Origin of the sequence: Capnocytophaga canimorsus, assembly GCF_002302565.1 — a bacterium.
Taxonomy (GTDB): domain Bacteria; phylum Bacteroidota; class Bacteroidia; order Flavobacteriales; family Flavobacteriaceae; genus Capnocytophaga; species Capnocytophaga canimorsus.
The window spans coordinates 1,262,820-1,282,026 of the sequence record NZ_CP022382.1; the positions used below are offsets into that span (position 1 = coordinate 1,262,820).

Annotated in this window: 18 protein-coding genes; 13 read left to right on the top strand and 5 right to left on the bottom strand. The window is 35.4% G+C overall.

Features of this window, described 5'->3' with window-relative positions; all coding sequences use genetic code 11:
* Nucleotides 1-99: 99 nt before the first annotated feature.
* From pncB to CGC47_RS05545, 8 genes are all read left to right on the top strand, one after another.
* Entirely contained in the window at nt 100-1,290 is a 1,191-nt protein-coding gene (pncB, locus tag CGC47_RS05510; RefSeq protein WP_042000633.1) for a nicotinate phosphoribosyltransferase, read from the top strand.
* Between the two features lie 9 nt (nt 1,291-1,299).
* Complete coding sequence (locus CGC47_RS05515) at nt 1,300-1,512, top strand: hypothetical protein (protein ID WP_013998097.1); 213 nt, start codon at nt 1,300-1,302, stop codon at nt 1,510-1,512.
* Between the two features lie 321 nt (nt 1,513-1,833).
* Nucleotides 1,834-2,736: a DUF6607 family protein gene (locus tag CGC47_RS05520; RefSeq protein ID WP_042000630.1), complete on the top strand. Its 903-nt coding sequence runs from the start codon at nt 1,834-1,836 to the stop codon at nt 2,734-2,736.
* Nucleotides 2,737-2,769: 33 nt separating this feature from the next.
* The gene (locus CGC47_RS05525; protein WP_042000627.1) at nt 2,770-3,471 is read left to right on the top strand and encodes a DUF4198 domain-containing protein; all 702 of its coding nucleotides are present in this window, start codon (nt 2,770-2,772) and stop codon (nt 3,469-3,471) included.
* Between the two features lie 53 nt (nt 3,472-3,524).
* Nucleotides 3,525-5,006: an ankyrin repeat domain-containing protein gene (locus CGC47_RS05530; protein WP_042000624.1), complete on the top strand. Its 1,482-nt coding sequence runs from the start codon at nt 3,525-3,527 to the stop codon at nt 5,004-5,006.
* Between the two features lie 41 nt (nt 5,007-5,047).
* Nucleotides 5,048-5,527, top strand: a complete 480-nt coding sequence (locus CGC47_RS05535; RefSeq protein WP_042000622.1) for a DUF2271 domain-containing protein — start codon at nt 5,048-5,050, stop codon at nt 5,525-5,527.
* A 112-nt stretch (nt 5,528-5,639) separates the two neighbouring features.
* Entirely contained in the window at nt 5,640-6,026 is a 387-nt protein-coding gene (locus CGC47_RS05540) for a hypothetical protein (RefSeq protein ID WP_042000619.1), read from the top strand.
* Nucleotides 6,027-6,086: 60 nt separating this feature from the next.
* Nucleotides 6,087-8,255: a PepSY domain-containing protein gene (locus tag CGC47_RS05545; protein ID WP_042000616.1), complete on the top strand. Its 2,169-nt coding sequence runs from the start codon at nt 6,087-6,089 to the stop codon at nt 8,253-8,255.
* A gap of 27 nt (nt 8,256-8,282) precedes the next feature.
* Here the strand turns inward: CGC47_RS05545 and CGC47_RS05550 are convergent, their stop codons facing one another.
* Nucleotides 8,283-8,981, bottom strand: coding sequence for a 5'-methylthioadenosine/adenosylhomocysteine nucleosidase (locus CGC47_RS05550; protein ID WP_042000613.1), 699 nt, complete (start codon nt 8,979-8,981; stop codon nt 8,283-8,285).
* 192 nt (nt 8,982-9,173) lie between these two features.
* On the opposite strand from CGC47_RS05550, the gene CGC47_RS05555 reads away from it, so the two are divergent.
* Genes CGC47_RS05555 through CGC47_RS05565 form a run of 3 tightly spaced genes read left to right on the top strand, consistent with a single transcriptional unit; the run spans nt 9,174 to nt 10,411 of the window.
* The gene (locus CGC47_RS05555; RefSeq protein WP_042000610.1) at nt 9,174-9,713 is read left to right on the top strand and encodes a DUF2975 domain-containing protein; all 540 of its coding nucleotides are present in this window, start codon (nt 9,174-9,176) and stop codon (nt 9,711-9,713) included.
* Between the two features lie 4 nt (nt 9,714-9,717).
* Nucleotides 9,718-10,197 (top strand): DUF2975 domain-containing protein, encoded by a 480-nt coding sequence (locus tag CGC47_RS05560; protein ID WP_042000607.1) that lies wholly within the window; start codon nt 9,718-9,720, stop codon nt 10,195-10,197.
* Nucleotides 10,198-10,201: 4 nt separating this feature from the next.
* Entirely contained in the window at nt 10,202-10,411 is a 210-nt protein-coding gene (locus CGC47_RS05565) for a helix-turn-helix domain-containing protein (protein ID WP_018280269.1), read from the top strand.
* Nucleotides 10,412-10,519: 108 nt separating this feature from the next.
* Here the strand turns inward: CGC47_RS05565 and CGC47_RS05570 are convergent, their stop codons facing one another.
* From CGC47_RS05570 to CGC47_RS05585, 4 genes are all read right to left on the bottom strand, one after another.
* Complete coding sequence (locus tag CGC47_RS05570) at nt 10,520-12,463, bottom strand: family 20 glycosylhydrolase (RefSeq protein WP_095900099.1); 1,944 nt, start codon at nt 12,461-12,463, stop codon at nt 10,520-10,522.
* A gap of 535 nt (nt 12,464-12,998) precedes the next feature.
* Nucleotides 12,999-13,514 (bottom strand): NUDIX hydrolase, encoded by a 516-nt coding sequence (locus CGC47_RS05575; RefSeq protein ID WP_013998114.1) that lies wholly within the window; start codon nt 13,512-13,514, stop codon nt 12,999-13,001.
* A gap of 2 nt (nt 13,515-13,516) precedes the next feature.
* On the bottom strand, nt 13,517-14,746 hold the full coding sequence (locus tag CGC47_RS05580) for a DUF3999 family protein (protein WP_095900100.1): 1,230 nt from the start codon (nt 14,744-14,746) through the stop codon (nt 13,517-13,519).
* A gap of 16 nt (nt 14,747-14,762) precedes the next feature.
* Complete coding sequence (locus CGC47_RS05585; protein ID WP_095900101.1) at nt 14,763-17,129, bottom strand: DUF2339 domain-containing protein; 2,367 nt, start codon at nt 17,127-17,129, stop codon at nt 14,763-14,765.
* 210 nt (nt 17,130-17,339) lie between these two features.
* Between CGC47_RS05585 and CGC47_RS05590 the strand changes: the two genes are divergently transcribed.
* Both CGC47_RS05590 and pheS read left to right on the top strand, forming a co-directional pair.
* A complete protein-coding gene (locus tag CGC47_RS05590; RefSeq protein WP_041913935.1) occupies nt 17,340-18,077 on the top strand; it encodes a DNA alkylation repair protein in 738 nt (245 codons plus the stop codon).
* A gap of 102 nt (nt 18,078-18,179) precedes the next feature.
* The gene (gene pheS, locus CGC47_RS05595) at nt 18,180-19,199 is read left to right on the top strand and encodes a phenylalanine--tRNA ligase subunit alpha (protein WP_013998118.1); all 1,020 of its coding nucleotides are present in this window, start codon (nt 18,180-18,182) and stop codon (nt 19,197-19,199) included.
* Nucleotides 19,200-19,207: the final 8 nt, after the last annotated feature.

The following is a 19,207-nucleotide window of genomic DNA, read 5'->3' on the forward strand; positions in this document are numbered from 1 at the left end:
AGATAATGATAACGATTCACAAAAGATATCAGCTAATATTGATTTTGTTTTTCAGATAAATATATTACATTTGCTTGTCAACCCAAATTAAAACTCGGTATGCAAACAACAAATGAAACCTTTAGGGTATTTAACTCAATGTTAGATAATGATTTTTATAAATTTACGATGCAATGTGCCGCCGTAAAACTATTCCCTAATGTAAAAGCACGGTACAAATTTATCAATCGTGGAGAGCACAAATTCCCTGAAGGTTTTGCCGAGGCAATGCGCGTTTCGGTAGCCCAAATGGCACAACTTAAACTAACTAAAGACGAAAAAAAATTCCTCATAAAAAACTGTCCGTATTTAAATCCGGCCTATATTGACTTTTTGGAAGGATACCGTTACGACCCCTCAGAGGTACATATTGAACAAGAGGGAGAAGACCTTCAGGTGCAAATTTCAGGATATTGGTACCGCACCATTTTATGGGAAGTACCTCTCTTGGCAATGATTAGCGAACTGTATTACAAACTTACAGGAGCAGTGCATTGGGAGGATACAAAAATCATTGAAAATACCATTGAAAAAATAAAATTGTACAATGAACTGGAAGTACCTTTTGCCGAATTTGGCACACGTCGTAGGCATTCTTATCACGTACACGACTTGGTAATGCGCACCTTAAAGAGCAATCAACAGAAGAGTTTTATAGGGTCGAGCAATGTACATTTCGCAATGAAAAATCAAGTAAAACCCATCGGGACACACGCTCACGAATGGTTTATGTTTCACGCAGCTGAATACGGGTACAAAATGGCAAACGCAATGTCGCTGGAGCATTGGGTAGATGTTTTTCGAGGTGACTTGGGTGTGGCACTTTCCGATACATATACCACAGAAGTATTTTTCAAACATTTTGATACTAAATTTGCCAAACTTTTTGACGGAGTCCGTCACGATAGCGGTGACCCTATCGCCTTTGCCAATAAAACCATCGAGCATTATAGAAAACACGGTATCAACCCAATGTACAAATACATCATCTTTTCAGATGGGTTAAATCCTAAGAAAGTAACCGAAATTACTGAGGCAACCAAAGGCAAAATTGGTATTTCGTTCGGTATCGGCACGAACCTTACTAATGATGTAGGATTACGCCCGATGAACATCGTCATCAAACTTACCGAAGTGCTTACCAGCGATAACGAATGGGTACCTACGGTTAAAATTTCTGATGAGCCCAATAAACATACTGGAGAACCTCGTATGATTCAGTTAGCCAAAGAGTTATTACGAATTGATTAAAAATAACAAATGAAGAAAATGAATAACAAGTGGTTGTATGTTTGTATGCTTTTAGGCGTAATATTGGCTTTTTCCAGAGATTTTTTTGATGAGAAATATCATCAATGGATGTTAGTGCTGGGTATGGCATTGCTTTTCTTTGGAATTTACAGCCTTTCCAGAAATCTTCCTCCCAAAAGAAAAGAAGATTTTGAAAGTCCTCCAACAAAAAGAGAGGAATAATAAAATGGTATTTTTGCTGTATAATCTGTAAAATCAAGCATACTTCTTGAGGAATTATCACCAAAAAAGATGTATAAAAATGTAAAAAACACGGTCGCTAAACCGTGTTTTTTATGATGTAGTAAGACGTATGTTCCCTAATACCACGCTTTTTCCTTACATTTTACCATCAATTATTTAAATAAGTAACAAAAATTTATATATCACTATATATCAAATAATTAAAAAACATCAAAAATTATTATTTATATATATTCTAAATAAAAATAAAGTGCTATATTTGCCCCGAGTTTAGTCTAAAATACTTAATATTCAGAAGATATGAAAAGATTATTTGTTGTTTTATGTGTGATTTCTTTTTTAGCAGAAGTTAAGGCTCAAAACAAGAAAGATATTGAGTCCATAAAAAGTATGTGTGGCTGTTATGAGGTAACGTTTCAGTATGCAGAAACGTTTCAGTATGGTGCTGATTCTACATATGTGCCTTCAAAATCAAGTCGTTCCAAAGCTTTGGAATGGGTAGAGCTTATAGAAAACAATAAAAAGAAACTCGTTTTGCAACATTTGCTTGTAGTGGGAAAAAGAGATAAACAGCACGTTATCAAGCATTGGCGACAAGATTGGATTTATCAAAACACTGACCTTCTAAAATATATAAAAGACAATGAGTGGAGTAGTTATTCCTTACCCAAATCGGCAGTGAAAGGACAATGGACACAAAAAGTCTATCAAGTAGATGACAGCCCACGTTACGAACAAACCGCTACTTGGGTTCACGTGGACGGCAAAAGTTTTTGGGAAAGTGAAGCAGATGCCCCAATGCCACGACGCGAACAAGAAATCCGAAACGATTATAACGTGCTTTTAAGACGTAACCGACACGAAATCACCAATTACGGTTGGTTGCACCAGCAAGATAACGATAAAGTTTTACGTCGAGATGATAAAGACGATTTGGTCATTGCACAAGAACGAGGCTACAATACTTACAAAAAAGTAGCTGATGAAAAATGTAAGGCGGCTCAAGAATTCTGGCAAGAAAATAAAGAAAAATGGGCTTTAGTTCGCAATCGTTGGGAGAAGGTTTTTGAGCAAAAAGGAAATCTCAAAGTACAGGAAAAAATAGAGGGAAAAACTCTGTACGAACACCTTTTAAATGAAGAAAAATATAAAACTCAAGAACAAATCAATGCCATAATAGATATTTATGTATCTAAACAATAAAACATAAAAAACTTTATTACATATCAGCACATTATGAAAAAAGAACTTTTAAATATATTGCTATTTTTAATAGGTTGCTTAACGACATACGCTCACACCGTGTGGATAGAAACCGATGCTAACGGAAAATTGAACAAACCCCATCAAGTAAAAGTTTTCTTCGGAGAGCCTGATAGCCCTACCTTTACTGAAAAATGGTTTTCAGACATTAAAGATTTAGAGCTGTTGCTCATATATCCGTCAGGGAAAAAAGAGGTTTTGAACAAAACTCAAAAAGAAAGCCATTATTTGGCATCGTTTATTCCTTCTCAAAAAGGCATCTACACGCTTTCGGTAAAACATCTGGTAAAAGATGTATTCAAGGAGATGAAAATTACCTATCAGTCGGTAGCGTTTGTAAGTGTCGGCACGAAAGAAGTCTCAGAACTTACATTAGGAGAATTGCCCTTGCAGCTTTCTTTTGATACTTCGGCAGTAAAAACAAACGGAACAAAGATTTTTAAAATGCTCAAAGAAGGTAATGTTGCCGGGAAAGAGCGTGTCAGTATCACTTCCGAAAATGGCTGGGCAATGGCATATCGTACTGATAGCAACGGAAGGATTAAATTCAATCCGCTTTGGAAAGGAAATTATCTGCTTGAGTTTTCGTGGTCAAACAAAGAAGAGGGCGACCACAATGGGAAATCGTACAAAATGAATTATCAAACCATCAATTATTTAATTAAAGTGAAGTGATCCGTTTTTAAACGTTATTAGTTATTTTAAACTATAATTCAGTTATATAGGATATGAAAAAACAACTCTTTTTGGTATTTTTATGGGTGTTTGCTTTTGCAAATGCACAACAAAACACTTTCCACACTGCTGATTTTTGGAAGTTAAACCCCACAGTTGAACAGGTAAAACAAAAAATTGCAGAAGGCAACAGCCCTACTTCATTAAACGAACGTGCTTATGATGCCGTTTCAATGGCAATTATTAACGATGCTTCCTTAGAAGTAATTTCATATTTGCTATCGTTAGAGGGCAACGATGTACATAAACGTACTCACGACAAACGTACCTATCTGTTTTGGGCAGCTATGAAGGGGAATTTACCTTTAGCTGAGAAACTTATAAAATTAGGAGCAGATGTAAACCTATACGACTCACACCTATACAACCCCATTTTGTTTGCCGCAGCCCGTGGAACAGACAATCAACCTGTAATTGAGCTACTTATTAAAAACGGAGCAGATATTAACTATCGTAACGAGCAAGGGGCTAATGCTTTGCTTTTAGCTATCGGTAATATGAAAGACATAAAAGAAGCTGACTTTTTTATCAAAAAAGGATTATCCTTAAAAAGTACTGACCACAACGGAAACAACGCTGCATTTTATGCCGCTCGTTCAGGAAATGAAACTCTTGTTAAGCAACTTAAAAAACGAAAAATAAATATCAAAGCCCTGAATAAAAAAGGAGAAAACCTAATGTTTGCTGCTGCACAAGGTGCACGAATGAAAACCAACACCCTTGACTTTTTTCAATTTTTAGAAAAACAAGGTATTTCTCCAAACCAGCCTAACAATGAAGGAATAACCCCCTTAATGATTGTTGCTTCATCAAATAAAAATTTAGAGGTGATTGATTACTTCATCAAAAAAGGCAATGATGTAAATCAGGTAGATAAAGAAGGAAACACTCCTCTGATGTGGGCAGCCTTGCGCAACTCTCGCGAAGTGGTGGTAACACTTACTCAACATTGCAAAAATATCGACACTCAAAATAATGAAGGCTTTTCTGCCCTTACCCAAGCCGTGCGCGGCAACACCCCTGAAGTGGTAAAATTTTTGCTTGAAAAAGGAGCTGATGTAACAATTAAAGATAAAAATCAAAACACATTGGCATATCATTTGTTGGATAATTTCTCGCCTCGAAATCTGAAAGCTTTTGAACAAAAATGGAAACTTTTATCCGACGCAGGTTTGGATTGGACTGCCTTACAGGCTGGGAACAACACCCTGTACCACATCGCTGTAGAAAAAAGCAATACCGATTTAGTACAGAAAGTAAGTAACGTTAACAATTCTATAAACACTAAAAATGACGAAGGTTTAACGCCACTTCAAAAAGCAGCAATGACGGCAAAAAATACTGACCTATTACATTTATTACTTAAATTAGGAGCAGACAAATCCGTTACCACTGATTTTGGAGAAACTGTTTTAGAACTTGCTCAAGAAAATGAGTTTTTAAATCAGCACAACCTTGATTTCTTGAGAGATTAAACGATTTAAGTTAATTAAAAGATTAAAAAAGACATAAAAATATGAATTTAAAAAAGATATTATTGGCATTGGTAGTGGTTTTGACAGTATTTTCATTTACAAGCCAACAGCCTTCAACGAAATATAAATGTATGATTCAACTGACCAACTATCAGGGTGAGGGCGCTTACATCGTGGTGTCGCTACTCGACCCTAACGGAGCTTATGTAAAAACTTTGCAAGTATTGGGTGACGACCCCGAATGGTATAGTGATTTACCCGAATGGTGGAAATTTTACGGAAAACGAGAAACCATTGATGCCATTACTGGAGCAACCATCAGCGGCGGACAAAGAGCCATAAAAATTATTGAAATTGATGACGACAAACTTAACAAAGGCTACAAATTGCGTTTTGAAACAGCTGTGGAAGACCAAAAATACTACGCCAAAGATGTAGAGTTTGAACTCACTACCGAAAATCTAAAAGGGAAAATAGAAGGAAATGGATACATCCGTTATGTACGAATGATACCTAATTAGATATCATTTTGAGTTCTCTAGACATCAAGTTTTAACAACGAACTAACACATTTATTTTTAATAACCTCAGGTTTTTTAGTACCTTTGTCCCTTAATTTTTATCAAAAAATATATGAAAAGAAAAGTAATTAAATTATTTCTCCCATTAGGATTGTTGTTATTCTTGAGCTCTTGTTCACCGAAAATTACAGGAACTTGGCAAGTAAGTAGGTATGAAACCTATACTCCCGAAAAACAAGGGGTTATTTTGAGTAACATCGGAACCATAAAATTAGACCGAGACGGCTCAGGCGAACAGCACTTAACCTACAGCATCTTTGGGGTTACTCACAATGAAAAATCGCCACTTAGTTGGAAAAGAAAAGGAAGGAGGGTTGTCATTGGAGGAAATTACAGCGAATTTGCCCGAACTTGGAAAATCACCCAAAGCAAAAGGAAAACCCAAAAATGGGAAACTTCAGAGGGCGAACGCATACAAAAACTTGAACTCAAAAGATAATCAATCTTAGCGATAGAAGATTGATTTAATTTGACTTATATAGCTTTCTGATTTTTAGATATGATTTTTTCCCTTTGGAGGTACGCTCATTTGGCACTGGCTTTGGTGGCTTCATTTTTTATTTTCATAGCTTCGGCAACAGGTATTATTTTAGCCATAGAACCGATTGAAAATCAACTAAAACCACTAAAATCAGCTGAATTTGAAAACACGCTTTTGAGCCAAACCCTACAAGCGGTCAAAAATAAATATCCTGAAACAGTTCGTTTAGAGGTAGAACATAGTGGTTTTGTGCTTATTGAAACCATAAATGAACAAGGCGAAAACGAAACCTTTTACATTCACCCCAAAACCGCAGAAAAAATAGGAAGCTCAAGCCCTAAAAAGCCTTTATACCAGTTCGCTACCACTCTGCATCGCTCTTTATTTATGGGTAGTGTAGGTCGGGTTATTATGGCAATTACTTCGCTTCTACTACTTTTAATAGCTCTTACGGGGATTTGGCTAATTATTAAACGTCAAAAACATTGGTGGCGTTTTTTTCATAAGGTAATCAAAGACGGTTTCTACCCTTACTATCACGTGATTTTGGGTAGATGGACGCTTATTCCTATTGTTATTATTTCTTTTACAGGGATTTATCTTTCAATCGAAAAATTTTCGTGGCTACCTGATGCCTCCCCAAAACACCATTTTAATCCCCCACAAGAAAACTTATCAAAAGCCGAGCAAGAAATGGGAGCTTTCGACAAACCGCTCTCACAAGTCAAGCAATTGGAATTTCCGTTTTCTGATGACCCCGAAGACTATTTTACCCTACAACTAACTCATAAAGAGTTACTGATTCACCCCCTTTCTGGCGAAATCATCAGCGAATATGATTATCCGTTAACCAAAATGATATCGTATTATAGCTTTATTTTACACACAGGTCAAGGGAACATTTTTTGGGCTATAATACTCATTTTTACTTGCTTCGGATTACTATTTTTTATGTACTCTGGGTTTGCCATCACTTTAAAACGAAAAAATACCGCAATAAAAAACCTTTACAAAAAGGAAGATTGTCCATATCTAATTTTGGTAGGCTCGGAAAGTGGCTTTACCCTTGCTTTCGCTGATTTATTGCACCAATCCCTTTTAAAACAAGGCAAAAAATCATTTCTTACCACAATGAATGCTTATACACCTTACCCAAAAATGAAGCATTTGGTGATGATGACTTCTACTTATGGGCAGGGTGATGCTCCTTCTAATGCAAATAAATTTGAAGACATTTTCGAAAAACATCCGCCGATGGCTGATTTTTCATTTGCCGTGGTGGGATTTGGCTCGTATGCCTATCCTGATTTTTGCAAATTTGCTTTTCAAACAGAAATTTTATTAAGAAAACTACCTAATGCTCAAGCTCTTTTACCTATTTATACCATAAATAATCAATCGTTTGAAGATTTTACGCAATGGGTAAATTTGTGGGCGGAGAAACATCAAATTTCGCTTACTATTGAAGCCAATAACTTACAAAGAAAAAAACACAAACAACAGCTTTTCAAAGTAGTTCAAAAATCAGTTATCAATCAAGACGATACATTTTTAATCACATTGAAAATTATTGGCAATAAAAGTTTCCAATCAGGTGATTTATTAGGAATTACTAGTGATGTTGACCAACGTGAACGATTATATTCTATCGGAAAAATTTCTAAAAAAAACATTTTGCTCAGTATCAAAAAACACGAGAAAGGACTGATTTCAAATTTACTATACACCACAACAAACATAGGCGATATCCTAAAAGCTCGTATTATAAAAAACACATCGTTTCACTTCCCACATCGAACTACAAAAGTAATGTGTATTGCCACTGGTACAGGAATCGCTCCTTTTTTAGGAATGATGACTCATCGCCCGAAAGCCGAGCTATACTTATTTTGGGGTGGAAAAACCCAAAAGTCTTTCGAAATTTATCGTCCTTGGATAAGCAGTAAAATATTTTGCGAATTTGCCTTTTCACAAAATACTCCAAAACAATACGTACAAGACTTAATTTCAGAAAGAAGAACATTGGTAGCTGAATTACTTAGCCAGCGAGGCACCATTATGATTTGTGGCTCCGTAGCTATGCAAAAAGAGATTCTTGAAGTTTTGGAAAACATCTGTAAAAATCAGTTAAACAAGCCTCTACATCATTTCCAAAATCGCGGACAATTGCGTATGGATTGTTACTAGTAGAAAATGCTTTGCAAAAACCAAAAACTAAACCTCTAAGGCATAGTGTTTAATAAGGTCGATATTAATTTCGGCAGCAATTTTACCTGCTTCTTGTACAAACTGTTCGTAGGATTGTGCGTTTCCTTCTCCAGCTTTATCGGAGATGGCTCTGAGCATAATAAAAGGGACTTGCATTAAATAGCAAGTTTGTGCAATGGCAGCGGCTTCCATTTCAACTGCTTTTGCTTTAGGAAATTGTCTTTGAATATTTTGTAAACGTTTAGGATCGTGAATAAAAGCATCTCCGCTAACTACCAATCCGTAATGAAGCTGTTGGGTATGCTTTTTAGCAATAGCTTTAGCCTTTTCAAACCATTGATTATCGGGAAGATAAGCTGCTGGCATTTGCGCTTGTTGTCCCATTTGATAGCCAAAAGCAGTAACATCTACATCGTGATGGCGTACTTCGGTAGCTAAAATAAGGTCGTGTACCGAAGTATCACCCAACCCTCCAGCAGTTCCTGTATTGATAATAATATCAGGATGATACTTTTCTATAAGTAAAGTAGTTGCTACAGAAGCACTTACCTTACCTATTCCCGAAAGTAGTACCACTACCGAAACTCCTGCTATACTTCCTTTATAAAAAGTAAAAGCGGCTATTTTTTGGACTTCTAAATCTTCCAATTCATTTTTTAACCGATTTATTTCAAGCTCCATAGCTCCTATAATCCCTATTCTCATCTATTTCTGATAAATATGTTGTTAATCAAATCTACACCGCACTGAACTGCAGCTATTTCAAGATTAGGCAAAGATAAATATTTCCTTTCAAAGAAAATTTGAAAATGACATATTCAATGAAAAATAAAAATTATTTATTGTTTTTCAATAAATATTTATTATGTTTGCATCATAATTTTAAAATCAGATACAATGAAAAAGATTACATCTTCCGATTTTCAACTCATTAAATTAACTGTTTGGTTGATATTAGTGATATTTTCTTTTGATGCAATACGAATGTTGTTCGAATTCATATTCCCTTTGATTTTTTTGAGAGAGAACAACACATCAAGCTGGGGTAGAAAATTGATATTCTTCCAAAATCACCCAATTTATTACGGAATTATTGTTTTTTTTGAGTTAATTATTGCCTTTTCAAAAATTTATATGAGTTTCATAGCGGCTAAATCTGTTTCAAAATTAAATGTGAACAACTCGTTTTTTAAAGAGAAATTGGCTGACAATTTTTTAAAAATCAGTAAAATAGCTATTTCTTTGAGTTGCTTCATATTTATTTTTCAAGCCATAAGTGATTTTATTTTTATTAACACCCCGTCATACCAAGAATTTAATCGTAGAACGGCATCGGATATGGGAATAATACTTCTTTTAGGGTCAACGATGTATGTACTTGCTTACATTTTCAAAAAAGGAATAGATTTACAAGAAGAAAACGATTTAACTATTTGATATTATGCGAAAAATATTTATTCTAAAAACTATTCTCGACTTGCTATTTATTTTATCAATTTTCGGGGTTTTGAGTTTTATTTCATTCTTTTTGGAAGAGACTATCAGAGTGAACGGTTATGATGTTACGGCTGACACATTATTCGCTAAAATTGTGCTTTGGCTTTGGTATATTGGTTATCTTTTGTTCATATATATTCTTTATCTTTTCAGAAAAACTGCATACTTATTTCTTCGAGTACGAATTTTTAACGAGAAAGTGGTTAAAAACTTGAATAAAATAGGAATTCTACTGATAATCATAATTATATGTACTGATATTTCTTTAATGATTTATAGCGTTATAGAACGCAAAAATATAGGATTCCGATTGGATACAAATCCTATGTTGTTTAAGATAGCTGTGGGCTTGTTATTTATGACTTTGAGTGAAGTGCTTAAAATAAGTACAAAAATGAAGGAAGAAAATGATTTAACTGTTTGATATTATGCCAATTATTGTAAATTTAGATGTAATGATGGCAAAGCGAAAAATATCGTTAAATGAGCTTTCGGAAAAAGTAGGTTTAACGCTTTCCAACCTTTCCATTTTGAAAACAGGAAAAGCCAAAGCCATCCGATTTAGCACCCTCGAAGCTATTTGTAAAGCACTTGACTGCCAACCTGCTGATATTTTGGAATATAAAGAAGAACTTTAAAAAACAAAGGGAATGTGATTAACTACATTCCCTTTGTTTTTCAATTTTCATTGTCAGGCTGTGACTTCGCTCAGTCTGACAAAATACTTGATACCATATGCTTTCTTATCAATCTTTCAAATATTCTACTTTTAAATCGGTAATTTTTCCGTTGAAGTGTTCTAATTTTTTGAGTGGGAAAACTAAGGTTTGTACCCATTTTCTGGGTTTGTCCAAATGAGCATCATCTTTATGCGGAACAATTTCTAAGGTTTCGATAAGTTCATCGTTTACGTACAATGAAGTCGATTTATTAGTTCCCTTAACAATGATTTTCAGCTTTTTGTTTGTGGGCAGAAAATAATTGAATTGATAATCGTATCCATCACGGCTAAAACCTACTTTTCCACTTTTAGGATCTGATAAATAGAAAGTTGCATAATCAGAAGTAAATAAAGCAGTTCCTTTCGGATTGCTCTTTGCATTGATGTAGAAAGTTACTCGGTAATCATAACCAATATCGGTTAGTTTTTGCCCCAATTCTTTACCTTTTTCAGGATTTTTGATTTCAAAAACCACACCTTTTTCATTTTTTTCAGGACGCCCTAATACGTTTACCGCAGGAGCTTCACTAAGCAAGAGGCGTTTCTTATCGAAGTCAGCAAAAGGGAGTGTTGTGTTTTTTCCGTTCCACATCTTTACAGAAAGCGTTTGCATTGCTGGAAATACTCGATGATAAACATCTTGCTGACTGATTCCGTTTCCGCAATGGTCGTTCCAAACGGCAAACATTCCACCTTTAATTTGAGGATGATTTTCTTCAAAAACTTCTTTTCCGATGGTAGCTGGCGTCCAACTTTCATATAACTTTTTGATATTCAAGTAATCGTAATAATATCCTGCTTGTGGTACAATGTACACCAATCCATCAGGAATGCTAACCACATCATATCCCAAAGCAATCATATCGCGAGGTTCAGCATATCCGTTGTACCAGCAAAACATCAGTACATCTTCCACTTTTACAGGAGTTTTACCCTTAGCGTGAGTCAAAGCTCCCCAAAGTGCTGCTTTTTTTCCGAAACTTTCGATATACTTGATGTAATAGTCTGTGAAATAGCGAAATTTCTCTACCACTTCGGGGTCTTCATTGTTGTATTCGTCTGTGCCGATATGTACTAGCGGATTTACAAAAATGGGATTTTCGCCTTCCAGATATTCTTTAAATAACTGATTAAGAAATTCATAAGTTTTCGGATTGAATAAGTCGACGTGGTCTTTACCGTATTTATCACTTCCGATTTCGGGCAGATAATGAGCAAAAGCCAATGTGTGTGCAGGAGCATCAATTTCTGGAATGATGGTAACTCCCTGTTTCAGAGCATCTATTTGAAGTTGACGGAATTCATCTTTGGTGTAATGCCCATCTTTTGCAGCAAGACCAGGGAAAGTGGTGCTTTCTAACCGAAATGCGGAATAGGTTTTGTCCCAATCCTCATTAAAAAATTTCTTGAACCCATTGTCATTCAGGTGAATTTGAAAGGTATTCATCTTGTAGTAAGCCATCAATTTCACTACCGATTTGAGGTAATCAATGGTAAAGAATTTTCTGCCAACATCGAGCATAAAACCACGAAGGGGATATTGCGGATAGTCTATGATGGTTCCGCAAGGAAGGTCAAAAGATTGTTCGGAAAGTTGCAACAAAGTACGCGTAGCCCAATACAGCCCTTTGGTGGAATTTGCACTAACTTTTATCTGTTGCCCAATTTCGATTTGGTAGGCTTCTTCCCCTTTATCCTTCAAAATATCTGAATGTATTTCAAAATGAATGTCTGATTTTGAGTTGTTTACTTTCAGATTTTTTCCAAACATCGTTTTGAAATCATCAGTAAAGGCTTGTGCCACCTCTGCCGATTTCATATCTGCTGAAATAGATGTTTTTTCGGAAATTGTGAAGTTCCCCTTACCCTGTTGCCACTGGCTAAGTTCAGGAATTACAAAGGGCTTGGTGTTTTGTGCCGTGCTGATGCCAAAAAATAGACAAAAAGCAATAATCATAAAGTGTTTCATACCGAGAAAAATGTTGGTTTCTTGGCAAAAATAACTATTAAAAAAAGAAAAAACAAGGAATAATAAGCAGGATAAAGTTCAGACGGATAAAGATTAAAGAATAAAGTAAGGAGAAACAAATAAAAAGAAAGAACAAGCCACCAAATGACAAGCAACTTACTCTTGTTAAGCTATTTGTACAGATTTTAAGTCGATTTTCTCTCTCGAATAAAATCTATTGCAAGATGATACTTCCCTATTATCGAAATTGGTAATCGATATTTGGCATAGGACAAACATTTCTCTACCTTTGAGTTCAATACCAACGTGAAAGACATTTACAAACCTAATTTACTAATGTTGGAGCAATTGCAGGAGAAAGCACATAAAAAACAAGGCTAAAACGCTGTGTTTTTTGTGCTTTTATATATCTTTGTCCGTGATAATGAAATCATCAAAAAATGTATATTCCATTTTGAATTTTGGTACATTTGGTTTTACGGATTATAGTTATATTATCTTCCCTTGAAGTTCTGTAACTTTTATTACAAAAGGATTATTTACCATAAAAATTCTCGATAACTTTTCGGATTGAAACAAAGCCAATTTCATTAAAATCCATCTGTTTAGGGTTTTTCCAAATCAAAGCTTTGATTTCATCAGGAGCAGCCACCGAAAGATCTTGGTTTTGAAGCGGACATTCAAAAAAGATATCCATCGTGCGGTAAAGTACGTCTTTGTAAAGATAATTATTGGGCTGAGTAGTGATATATTTAAGACGATCGGGAGCGATTTCAAGTCCCATTTCTTCTCTAATTTCACGACAAGCAGCTTGTTCGGCATTTTCCTCAGGGTCAATAAATCCGCCTGGTAAATCAAGTTTTCCTTTATCGGGTTCTTGATTACGAACAGTGAAAAGCACCTGCCCTTCAAAGGTAAAAACTACAGCAACAGCTGCCGCTATGTTATGGAAGTAAACAAATCCGCAATCGTTACAAGACAAACGTACTTGATTGGGAAAAATAATATCTGACGAACCACAAGAAGGGCAAAAATTGAAAAAAGTTTTCATCTCTATTTCTTTTCGCGTAACATTTTAAAAGAAAAGTAAAACAAAAGTACCACCATAAAAACAACAATACCCCAAAGCCAATTTTTATTATTCGTGGCAAGTACGGTATTCTCATTTTTGCTTTGTCTTAAACGCTCAATCCCTCCCAAGGCAACGGAAGCTATATCGGCAGGAATGTTTTGCATAAAGCGAGATATATCGTAATCAGGTTGATAATCATTGACTTTTCCATAAACCAAAAAATAATCCGCTTGTTTTTCTGGAAAACGAGCCGTTACTTGGTAATGAGTTCCGTAAACCTCAACGGCGTTGATTTGTAAGGGTTCATTATCTTGATTATCTATCCGAATTACAAGATTATCCAGCATTTGCATAGACAAATCATAAATATTTTTGTTTTGTGAAGTAAGCACATCAGAGGCTATGGTTACAAAGCGCTTTTGCCAACCTTTTCGAGTTTGAATACTGTCTTCGTATCCGATGCGTATAGGTCTGAAATAATCGTGAGTTTGTTGGGGTAACACCCTTAAAGTTGAAATGGGTAGCAAAGTATTTAGTTGTACGCGCACCCAAGTTTCTTTGTGTTTTTTATCCTCATTAACAGCAAATTGCGACTCATATTCGTATATCAAAATAGAAGTTTTTTGCCGATGATTCACTGTTGCCGAAACAAATTGTATTGCGTGGGAAGGGTCAGGGATAAAGATACGATAGTACAGATATTCCGATTCGTTGAATTCTAACGTATTGTAAACAAAAGAAACCGATTCGTTTTTTATTGCTACCACGCGATAATCTTTCAGCAGGGTAAACCATTGGTTTTGGTCGTTACTGCCTTCGAGGGTGATTTTTCGGTCAAAATTCTGGTTTTCAAAAGTAAGCTCAATCTGGTCAATGATTTCTTTCTTCGGATTTTTCAGCGTTAGAAACGTACCTTCACTTGTACGAGATTGATTGATTACTTGAAAAAGTATAGGCAAAAGCTCTGTTTTGGAGTGATTTTTATCCAAAATATACGGAACCTCTATGGTATCTTTTTCAGTGGTTATTCCGTAGATTCTCAAGTCATTCCCTTCGCTTTTGAGTTTAGCATATACCAATTCGGGCAAGGAAAAGCGCTTCCACTCCCCTGCTTTGGCTCCTTTTATTTCCTGCTTGTAGTCGTAGGTGTGCATTTGAGCAAACCCCAAAACACAAAAAAATAGCAAACAAAACGATAAATATCTTTTCATAAATACAGGTACGATTTTATTTTTCTTCCTCCGCCTCTATACGATTGGTATATTTATTGTATAAAAACGAAGCCAAAAGCAACAATACCCCCAAAGAAATAAAAACTATGGTTTTGGCAATTGTAGTTAGATTAGCAATATCATAGAAAAAGAGTTTTAAGAGTGTAACTCCAAAAAGTGCTATTCCACCCAAACGCACATAACGACGCCTTTTGAACAATCCTAAAACGACCATAAATACAGCATACACGCCCCATAAAATACTGATTCCTAATTTATAATTATTAGTTTGTTGATACATCTGCGTCCAATGCAACAATTCGCTACTTACTACCCATAAAATGGTTATGTGTAATGCCAAAGCAAAGAAAGGCAATCTTCTGAATTTTAACAAATTTGATTGCAACAAAGTGCGTAAGGCAAAAATCAAATAAGCGAAAAAAGCTAACGAGATATAACGTATGTATAGGTGCATCATATCCGCATCAGTATATCCTATCTCTTCAGAGAAAAGATACGACTCCCTAAGCTCACTAATCGCATACAAACCAAAAGTAAGGAAAACAAATGCCGATAAAAAGCCTATACTTAAAGCAATATAACCAATAGTCTCTTGTCTTATCTTCATTATTACTAATAAAATAAATGAAGCCACAAAAAACAAAGTATAATTTATAAGCCACAACTTTTTAAAATAGTTATACTGCCAATACTTATCTTCATCGTTGTAAAAATTAAAATCCCAATAATATCCTATCTCTTGATAAAAAACCAAATACAACAAAAGTAAGCAACCACCTCCAAACACGTATGATAGTGGTTTGGTGTAACGTTCCGTATATTTTCGATTTATGTACCAAGCGAAAGCCAAAAGGGCAACTACAAACAATGAAGTAGGCAAATAAACATTTAAAAAAGGCTGTATGTAGCTGGATTTTTCCGCTACATATCTTTCAAAATAGATAAGATTATACACCTCTCTATCGTGTAAAAGGCTAAAAAATGTGATTGCCATAAGCGGATAGGAAAGCCATTCGTAAAAGGGCATTTTCTTACTTCGAGCTACCCAAAACAAAAGGGCGGCTTGTGTAGCCCAAAAAAGAGTGACCACAAATCCGTCTGCCATAATAGGAAGCACTATGGTGGCAAACCCTAAAACGAGTATTATTGACAGATAATACATATTGTTTTTCAAATCTTTGGAACGCAAAAACACCGCCAACAAAAAGTGAAAAAGTGCATTTGCCAAAGTGAAAAATCCTAATGAAATAGAGCTGTTTGAAGTACTTCCGCTTAAGAGCGAATATCCCAGCAAAAATACCAAAATACTATTACATAACATTAAAACTAAGTCTGTCCATCCAAATACATAGTCCTTCTTTTTAATTCCGATAAGCAAAGGAATATGAAAAATCAAGAAATACACCAAACAAAACAGATAATACGTATGCAGATACTGTTCTTGATAATATCCTCCTCGTGCTATCAAATACATCAACCAAGTTAGGGAAAAAGCAGTTATTTGTAAAATTCTCCATTTCTTGAAGATAAAAATAATCATAATCCCGATGTTAATTATTGCCACATAAGTGAACAAAATTGGAATATTTCCCGAACCATCACTAAGTAAAAAGGGCACGGCATACCCCCCTACTAAACCTAATAAAGCGATAAGTTGTCGATTGTAATTCAATGCTGAAACCACAGCAAAAGCGGTAAATGAAAACATCATAACAAACGCTAAAACTCTGGGAAACAGATTGTAAAAATCAAAAGCAATATAAGTAATAAAGTAGAAAATAGTCAGCGCCCCACTAACCAAAACAGCACTAAAAGCCTCATACTTAGCCTTTAGTTTAAACCCAAAAACTAAAAGCAACGTTCCTGTTACGTACCCTAAAACTACACGCATCAGCGGACTAATCAAGTTATTATCAATGGAATATTTTACTCCAATAAAAACTCCGATAATCAAAACGAAAATACCCACCTTATTGAGTAAGTTTTCTCCCAAAAATCGCTCTAAACTGTTTTGGGTTTTCGGCAATGGTGGTGAAAATAGAGTGTCTTGAGGATGTTTTTTCTGTCGCTGTTCTCTTTCAAACACCTCTGGATCTTTGAATGACCAACCTTTTTTCGGTTCAGTGGCCTGTAGTGGTGATGGCTCCTCCAACACAGGTTTAGTTGCTGTTTTTGGCTCAAAAACCTCCAATTGCGCATCATTGAAATGTACTTGTTCCTCCTGCGAATATTTTCCCGTTTGGTTGAGCATACTATCCAAAACTTGACGAATTTCGTTGATTTCTGTCATAAAAAGCTCTTGCCTTTTAAGCAACTCTCTAAGTTTTTCCTGTAACGCTTGTATCTCTTTTTCCGAAGCCATACTTTTTTATTCAATGAATAACAAAGATATACAAGTTTTTTAAATAGACAATTTATAAATTGAAATAAAATTCATAATTGACCACTAACACTAAAAAATTATCATCATACTTTTTATAACACAACCTCCTTTTGTATGTAAACATACCATTTTCTAAAGATAACGACATTCATTTAAAAAAATGTGATTAGTTTTGCTAAAAAATTAAAAGTGGGAACTAATTACAGTATTACCGAAAAATTTGGAGCAAATCTCGCTGAATTTTTGGCTCAAAAAATTCAAAAAATCTACCCAAAGTTTGATTCGGAACACTTCATACAAGATACCGAAAGCAAAACCATAGGACAGACCTACACGCAACGTGTAGCATCCCTTGCCGAACTTTTAAAAAACTATTTACCTGCTGATTATAAAGAGGCTTTAACCATTCTATTTGCAATTTTGGGCGAAGAAAATCCGAATCAAACGGGAATGTTTACTCACTTTTACTGGATTTTACCCATAGGAAAATTTGTACAAGAGTACGGATTGAACAATTTTGAACTTTCAATGAAAGCTATCGAAGAAATCACCAAAAGAAATACAGGGGAATACGCCGTTCGCCCCTATATTCGAAAGCACCCACAAGCCGCTCTCGAAATCGTTAAAATATGGGCAAAATCACCCAATTTTCACTTGCGCAGATTGGCAAGTGAAGGGCTACGACCAAAGCTCCCTTGGGCAAGTAAATTAGATACTTTCATAGAAAACCCTACCCCTGTTTTCGAAGTTCTCGAACTATTAAAAGAAGATGAAATTTTGTTCGTTAAAAAATCGGTTGCTAACCACCTTACCGATTGGCTCAAAGTAAATCGCCAAGCCGTTTTACCTTTGATTGAACGCTGGAAAACTTCCGAAAACCCAAACACTCAATGGATTATCAAAAGAGCCACACGTAAAATACAATAATTTGTTGCGTATTATTTATTTAATTAGACTTTGTCCCCATTTTTTGCTAAAAAATATGTAGTTTTGCCCTTTTAGAATTTCACAAAAAAGGAAACTACACCTATGATTGACAAAATTAAGGAAGATATTGCTCAAGTAGAAGGTTTTAACGCAACTACAAAAGAAGAAATTGAACAGTTTCGCATCCAGTATTTAGGAAAAAAAGGAATTTTAAATGATTTTTTTGCTGCTTTTAAGCAAGTTCCTAATGAAGAAAAAAAGGCTTTCGGGCAAGTTATCAATGAGCTGAAAAATAAGGTAGAAGCCAAAGTGCAAGAACTTCGTGATGCTTTGGAACAACAACAAGAAAGCAAAGGCGTTTATGGAGATTTAACACGTCCTGCCACACCCATCAGCTTGGGAGCAAGGCACCCAATATCACTGGTAAAAAAACAAATCGTGGAAATTTTTTCTAACATTGGGTTTAACGTTTCCGAAGGACCTGAAATTGAAGACGATTGGCATAATTTCACGGCATTGAATTTACCTGAATATCACCCTGCTCGTGATATGCAAGATACGTTTTTCATTCAAACTAATCCTGATATTTTGCTCCGTACGCATACTAGTTCGGTACAGGTTCGGTATATGGAAAACCACCAACCGCCAATTCGTACCATTTCTCCAGGACGTGTATTCAGAAATGAAGCTATTTCGGCACGTTCGCATTGTTTATTCCATCAGGTAGAAGGGCTTTACATCGACAAAGACGTATCTTTTGCTGATTTGAAACAAACATTGCTTTATTTCACTAAAGAAATGTTCGGAAAGTCAAAAATTCGTTTGCGTCCGTCGTATTTTCCGTTTACAGAGCCTTCTGCGGAAGTGGATATTTATTGGGGCTTGAATAACGAAATTGATTATCGCATCACTAAAGGAACGGGTTGGCTCGAAATTATGGGTTGTGGAATGGTTGACCCTAATGTATTGAAAAACTGCAATATAAATAGTGAAGAGTACAGTGGTTTTGCTTTCGGAATGGGAGTAGAACGTATAGCGATGTTGCTTTATCAAATTGGAGATATTCGTATGTTTTATGAGAATGATGTCCGTTTTTTAGAGCAGTTCAAAAGTTCTTTTTAAGAGGAACA

Coding starts and splice junctions, on each gene's coding strand:
- pncB (WP_042000633.1), top strand. CDS start 100: ATGCAAACAACAAATGAAACCTTTAGGGTATTTAACTCAATGTTAGAT.
- CGC47_RS05515 (WP_013998097.1), top strand. CDS start 1,300: ATGAAGAAAATGAATAACAAGTGGTTGTATGTTTGTATGCTTTTAGGC.
- CGC47_RS05520 (WP_042000630.1), top strand. CDS start 1,834: ATGAAAAGATTATTTGTTGTTTTATGTGTGATTTCTTTTTTAGCAGAA.
- CGC47_RS05525 (WP_042000627.1), top strand. CDS start 2,770: ATGAAAAAAGAACTTTTAAATATATTGCTATTTTTAATAGGTTGCTTA.
- CGC47_RS05530 (WP_042000624.1), top strand. CDS start 3,525: ATGAAAAAACAACTCTTTTTGGTATTTTTATGGGTGTTTGCTTTTGCA.
- CGC47_RS05535 (WP_042000622.1), top strand. CDS start 5,048: ATGAATTTAAAAAAGATATTATTGGCATTGGTAGTGGTTTTGACAGTA.
- CGC47_RS05540 (WP_042000619.1), top strand. CDS start 5,640: ATGAAAAGAAAAGTAATTAAATTATTTCTCCCATTAGGATTGTTGTTA.
- CGC47_RS05545 (WP_042000616.1), top strand. CDS start 6,087: ATGATTTTTTCCCTTTGGAGGTACGCTCATTTGGCACTGGCTTTGGTG.
- CGC47_RS05550 (WP_042000613.1), bottom strand. CDS start 8,981: ATGAGAATAGGGATTATAGGAGCTATGGAGCTTGAAATAAATCGGTTA.
- CGC47_RS05555 (WP_042000610.1), top strand. CDS start 9,174: ATGAAAAAGATTACATCTTCCGATTTTCAACTCATTAAATTAACTGTT.
- CGC47_RS05560 (WP_042000607.1), top strand. CDS start 9,718: ATGCGAAAAATATTTATTCTAAAAACTATTCTCGACTTGCTATTTATT.
- CGC47_RS05565 (WP_018280269.1), top strand. CDS start 10,202: ATGCCAATTATTGTAAATTTAGATGTAATGATGGCAAAGCGAAAAATA.
- CGC47_RS05570 (WP_095900099.1), bottom strand. CDS start 12,463: ATGAAACACTTTATGATTATTGCTTTTTGTCTATTTTTTGGCATCAGC.
- CGC47_RS05575 (WP_013998114.1), bottom strand. CDS start 13,514: ATGAAAACTTTTTTCAATTTTTGCCCTTCTTGTGGTTCGTCAGATATT.
- CGC47_RS05580 (WP_095900100.1), bottom strand. CDS start 14,746: ATGAAAAGATATTTATCGTTTTGTTTGCTATTTTTTTGTGTTTTGGGG.
- CGC47_RS05585 (WP_095900101.1), bottom strand. CDS start 17,129: ATGGCTTCGGAAAAAGAGATACAAGCGTTACAGGAAAAACTTAGAGAG.
- pheS (WP_013998118.1), top strand. CDS start 18,180: ATGATTGACAAAATTAAGGAAGATATTGCTCAAGTAGAAGGTTTTAAC.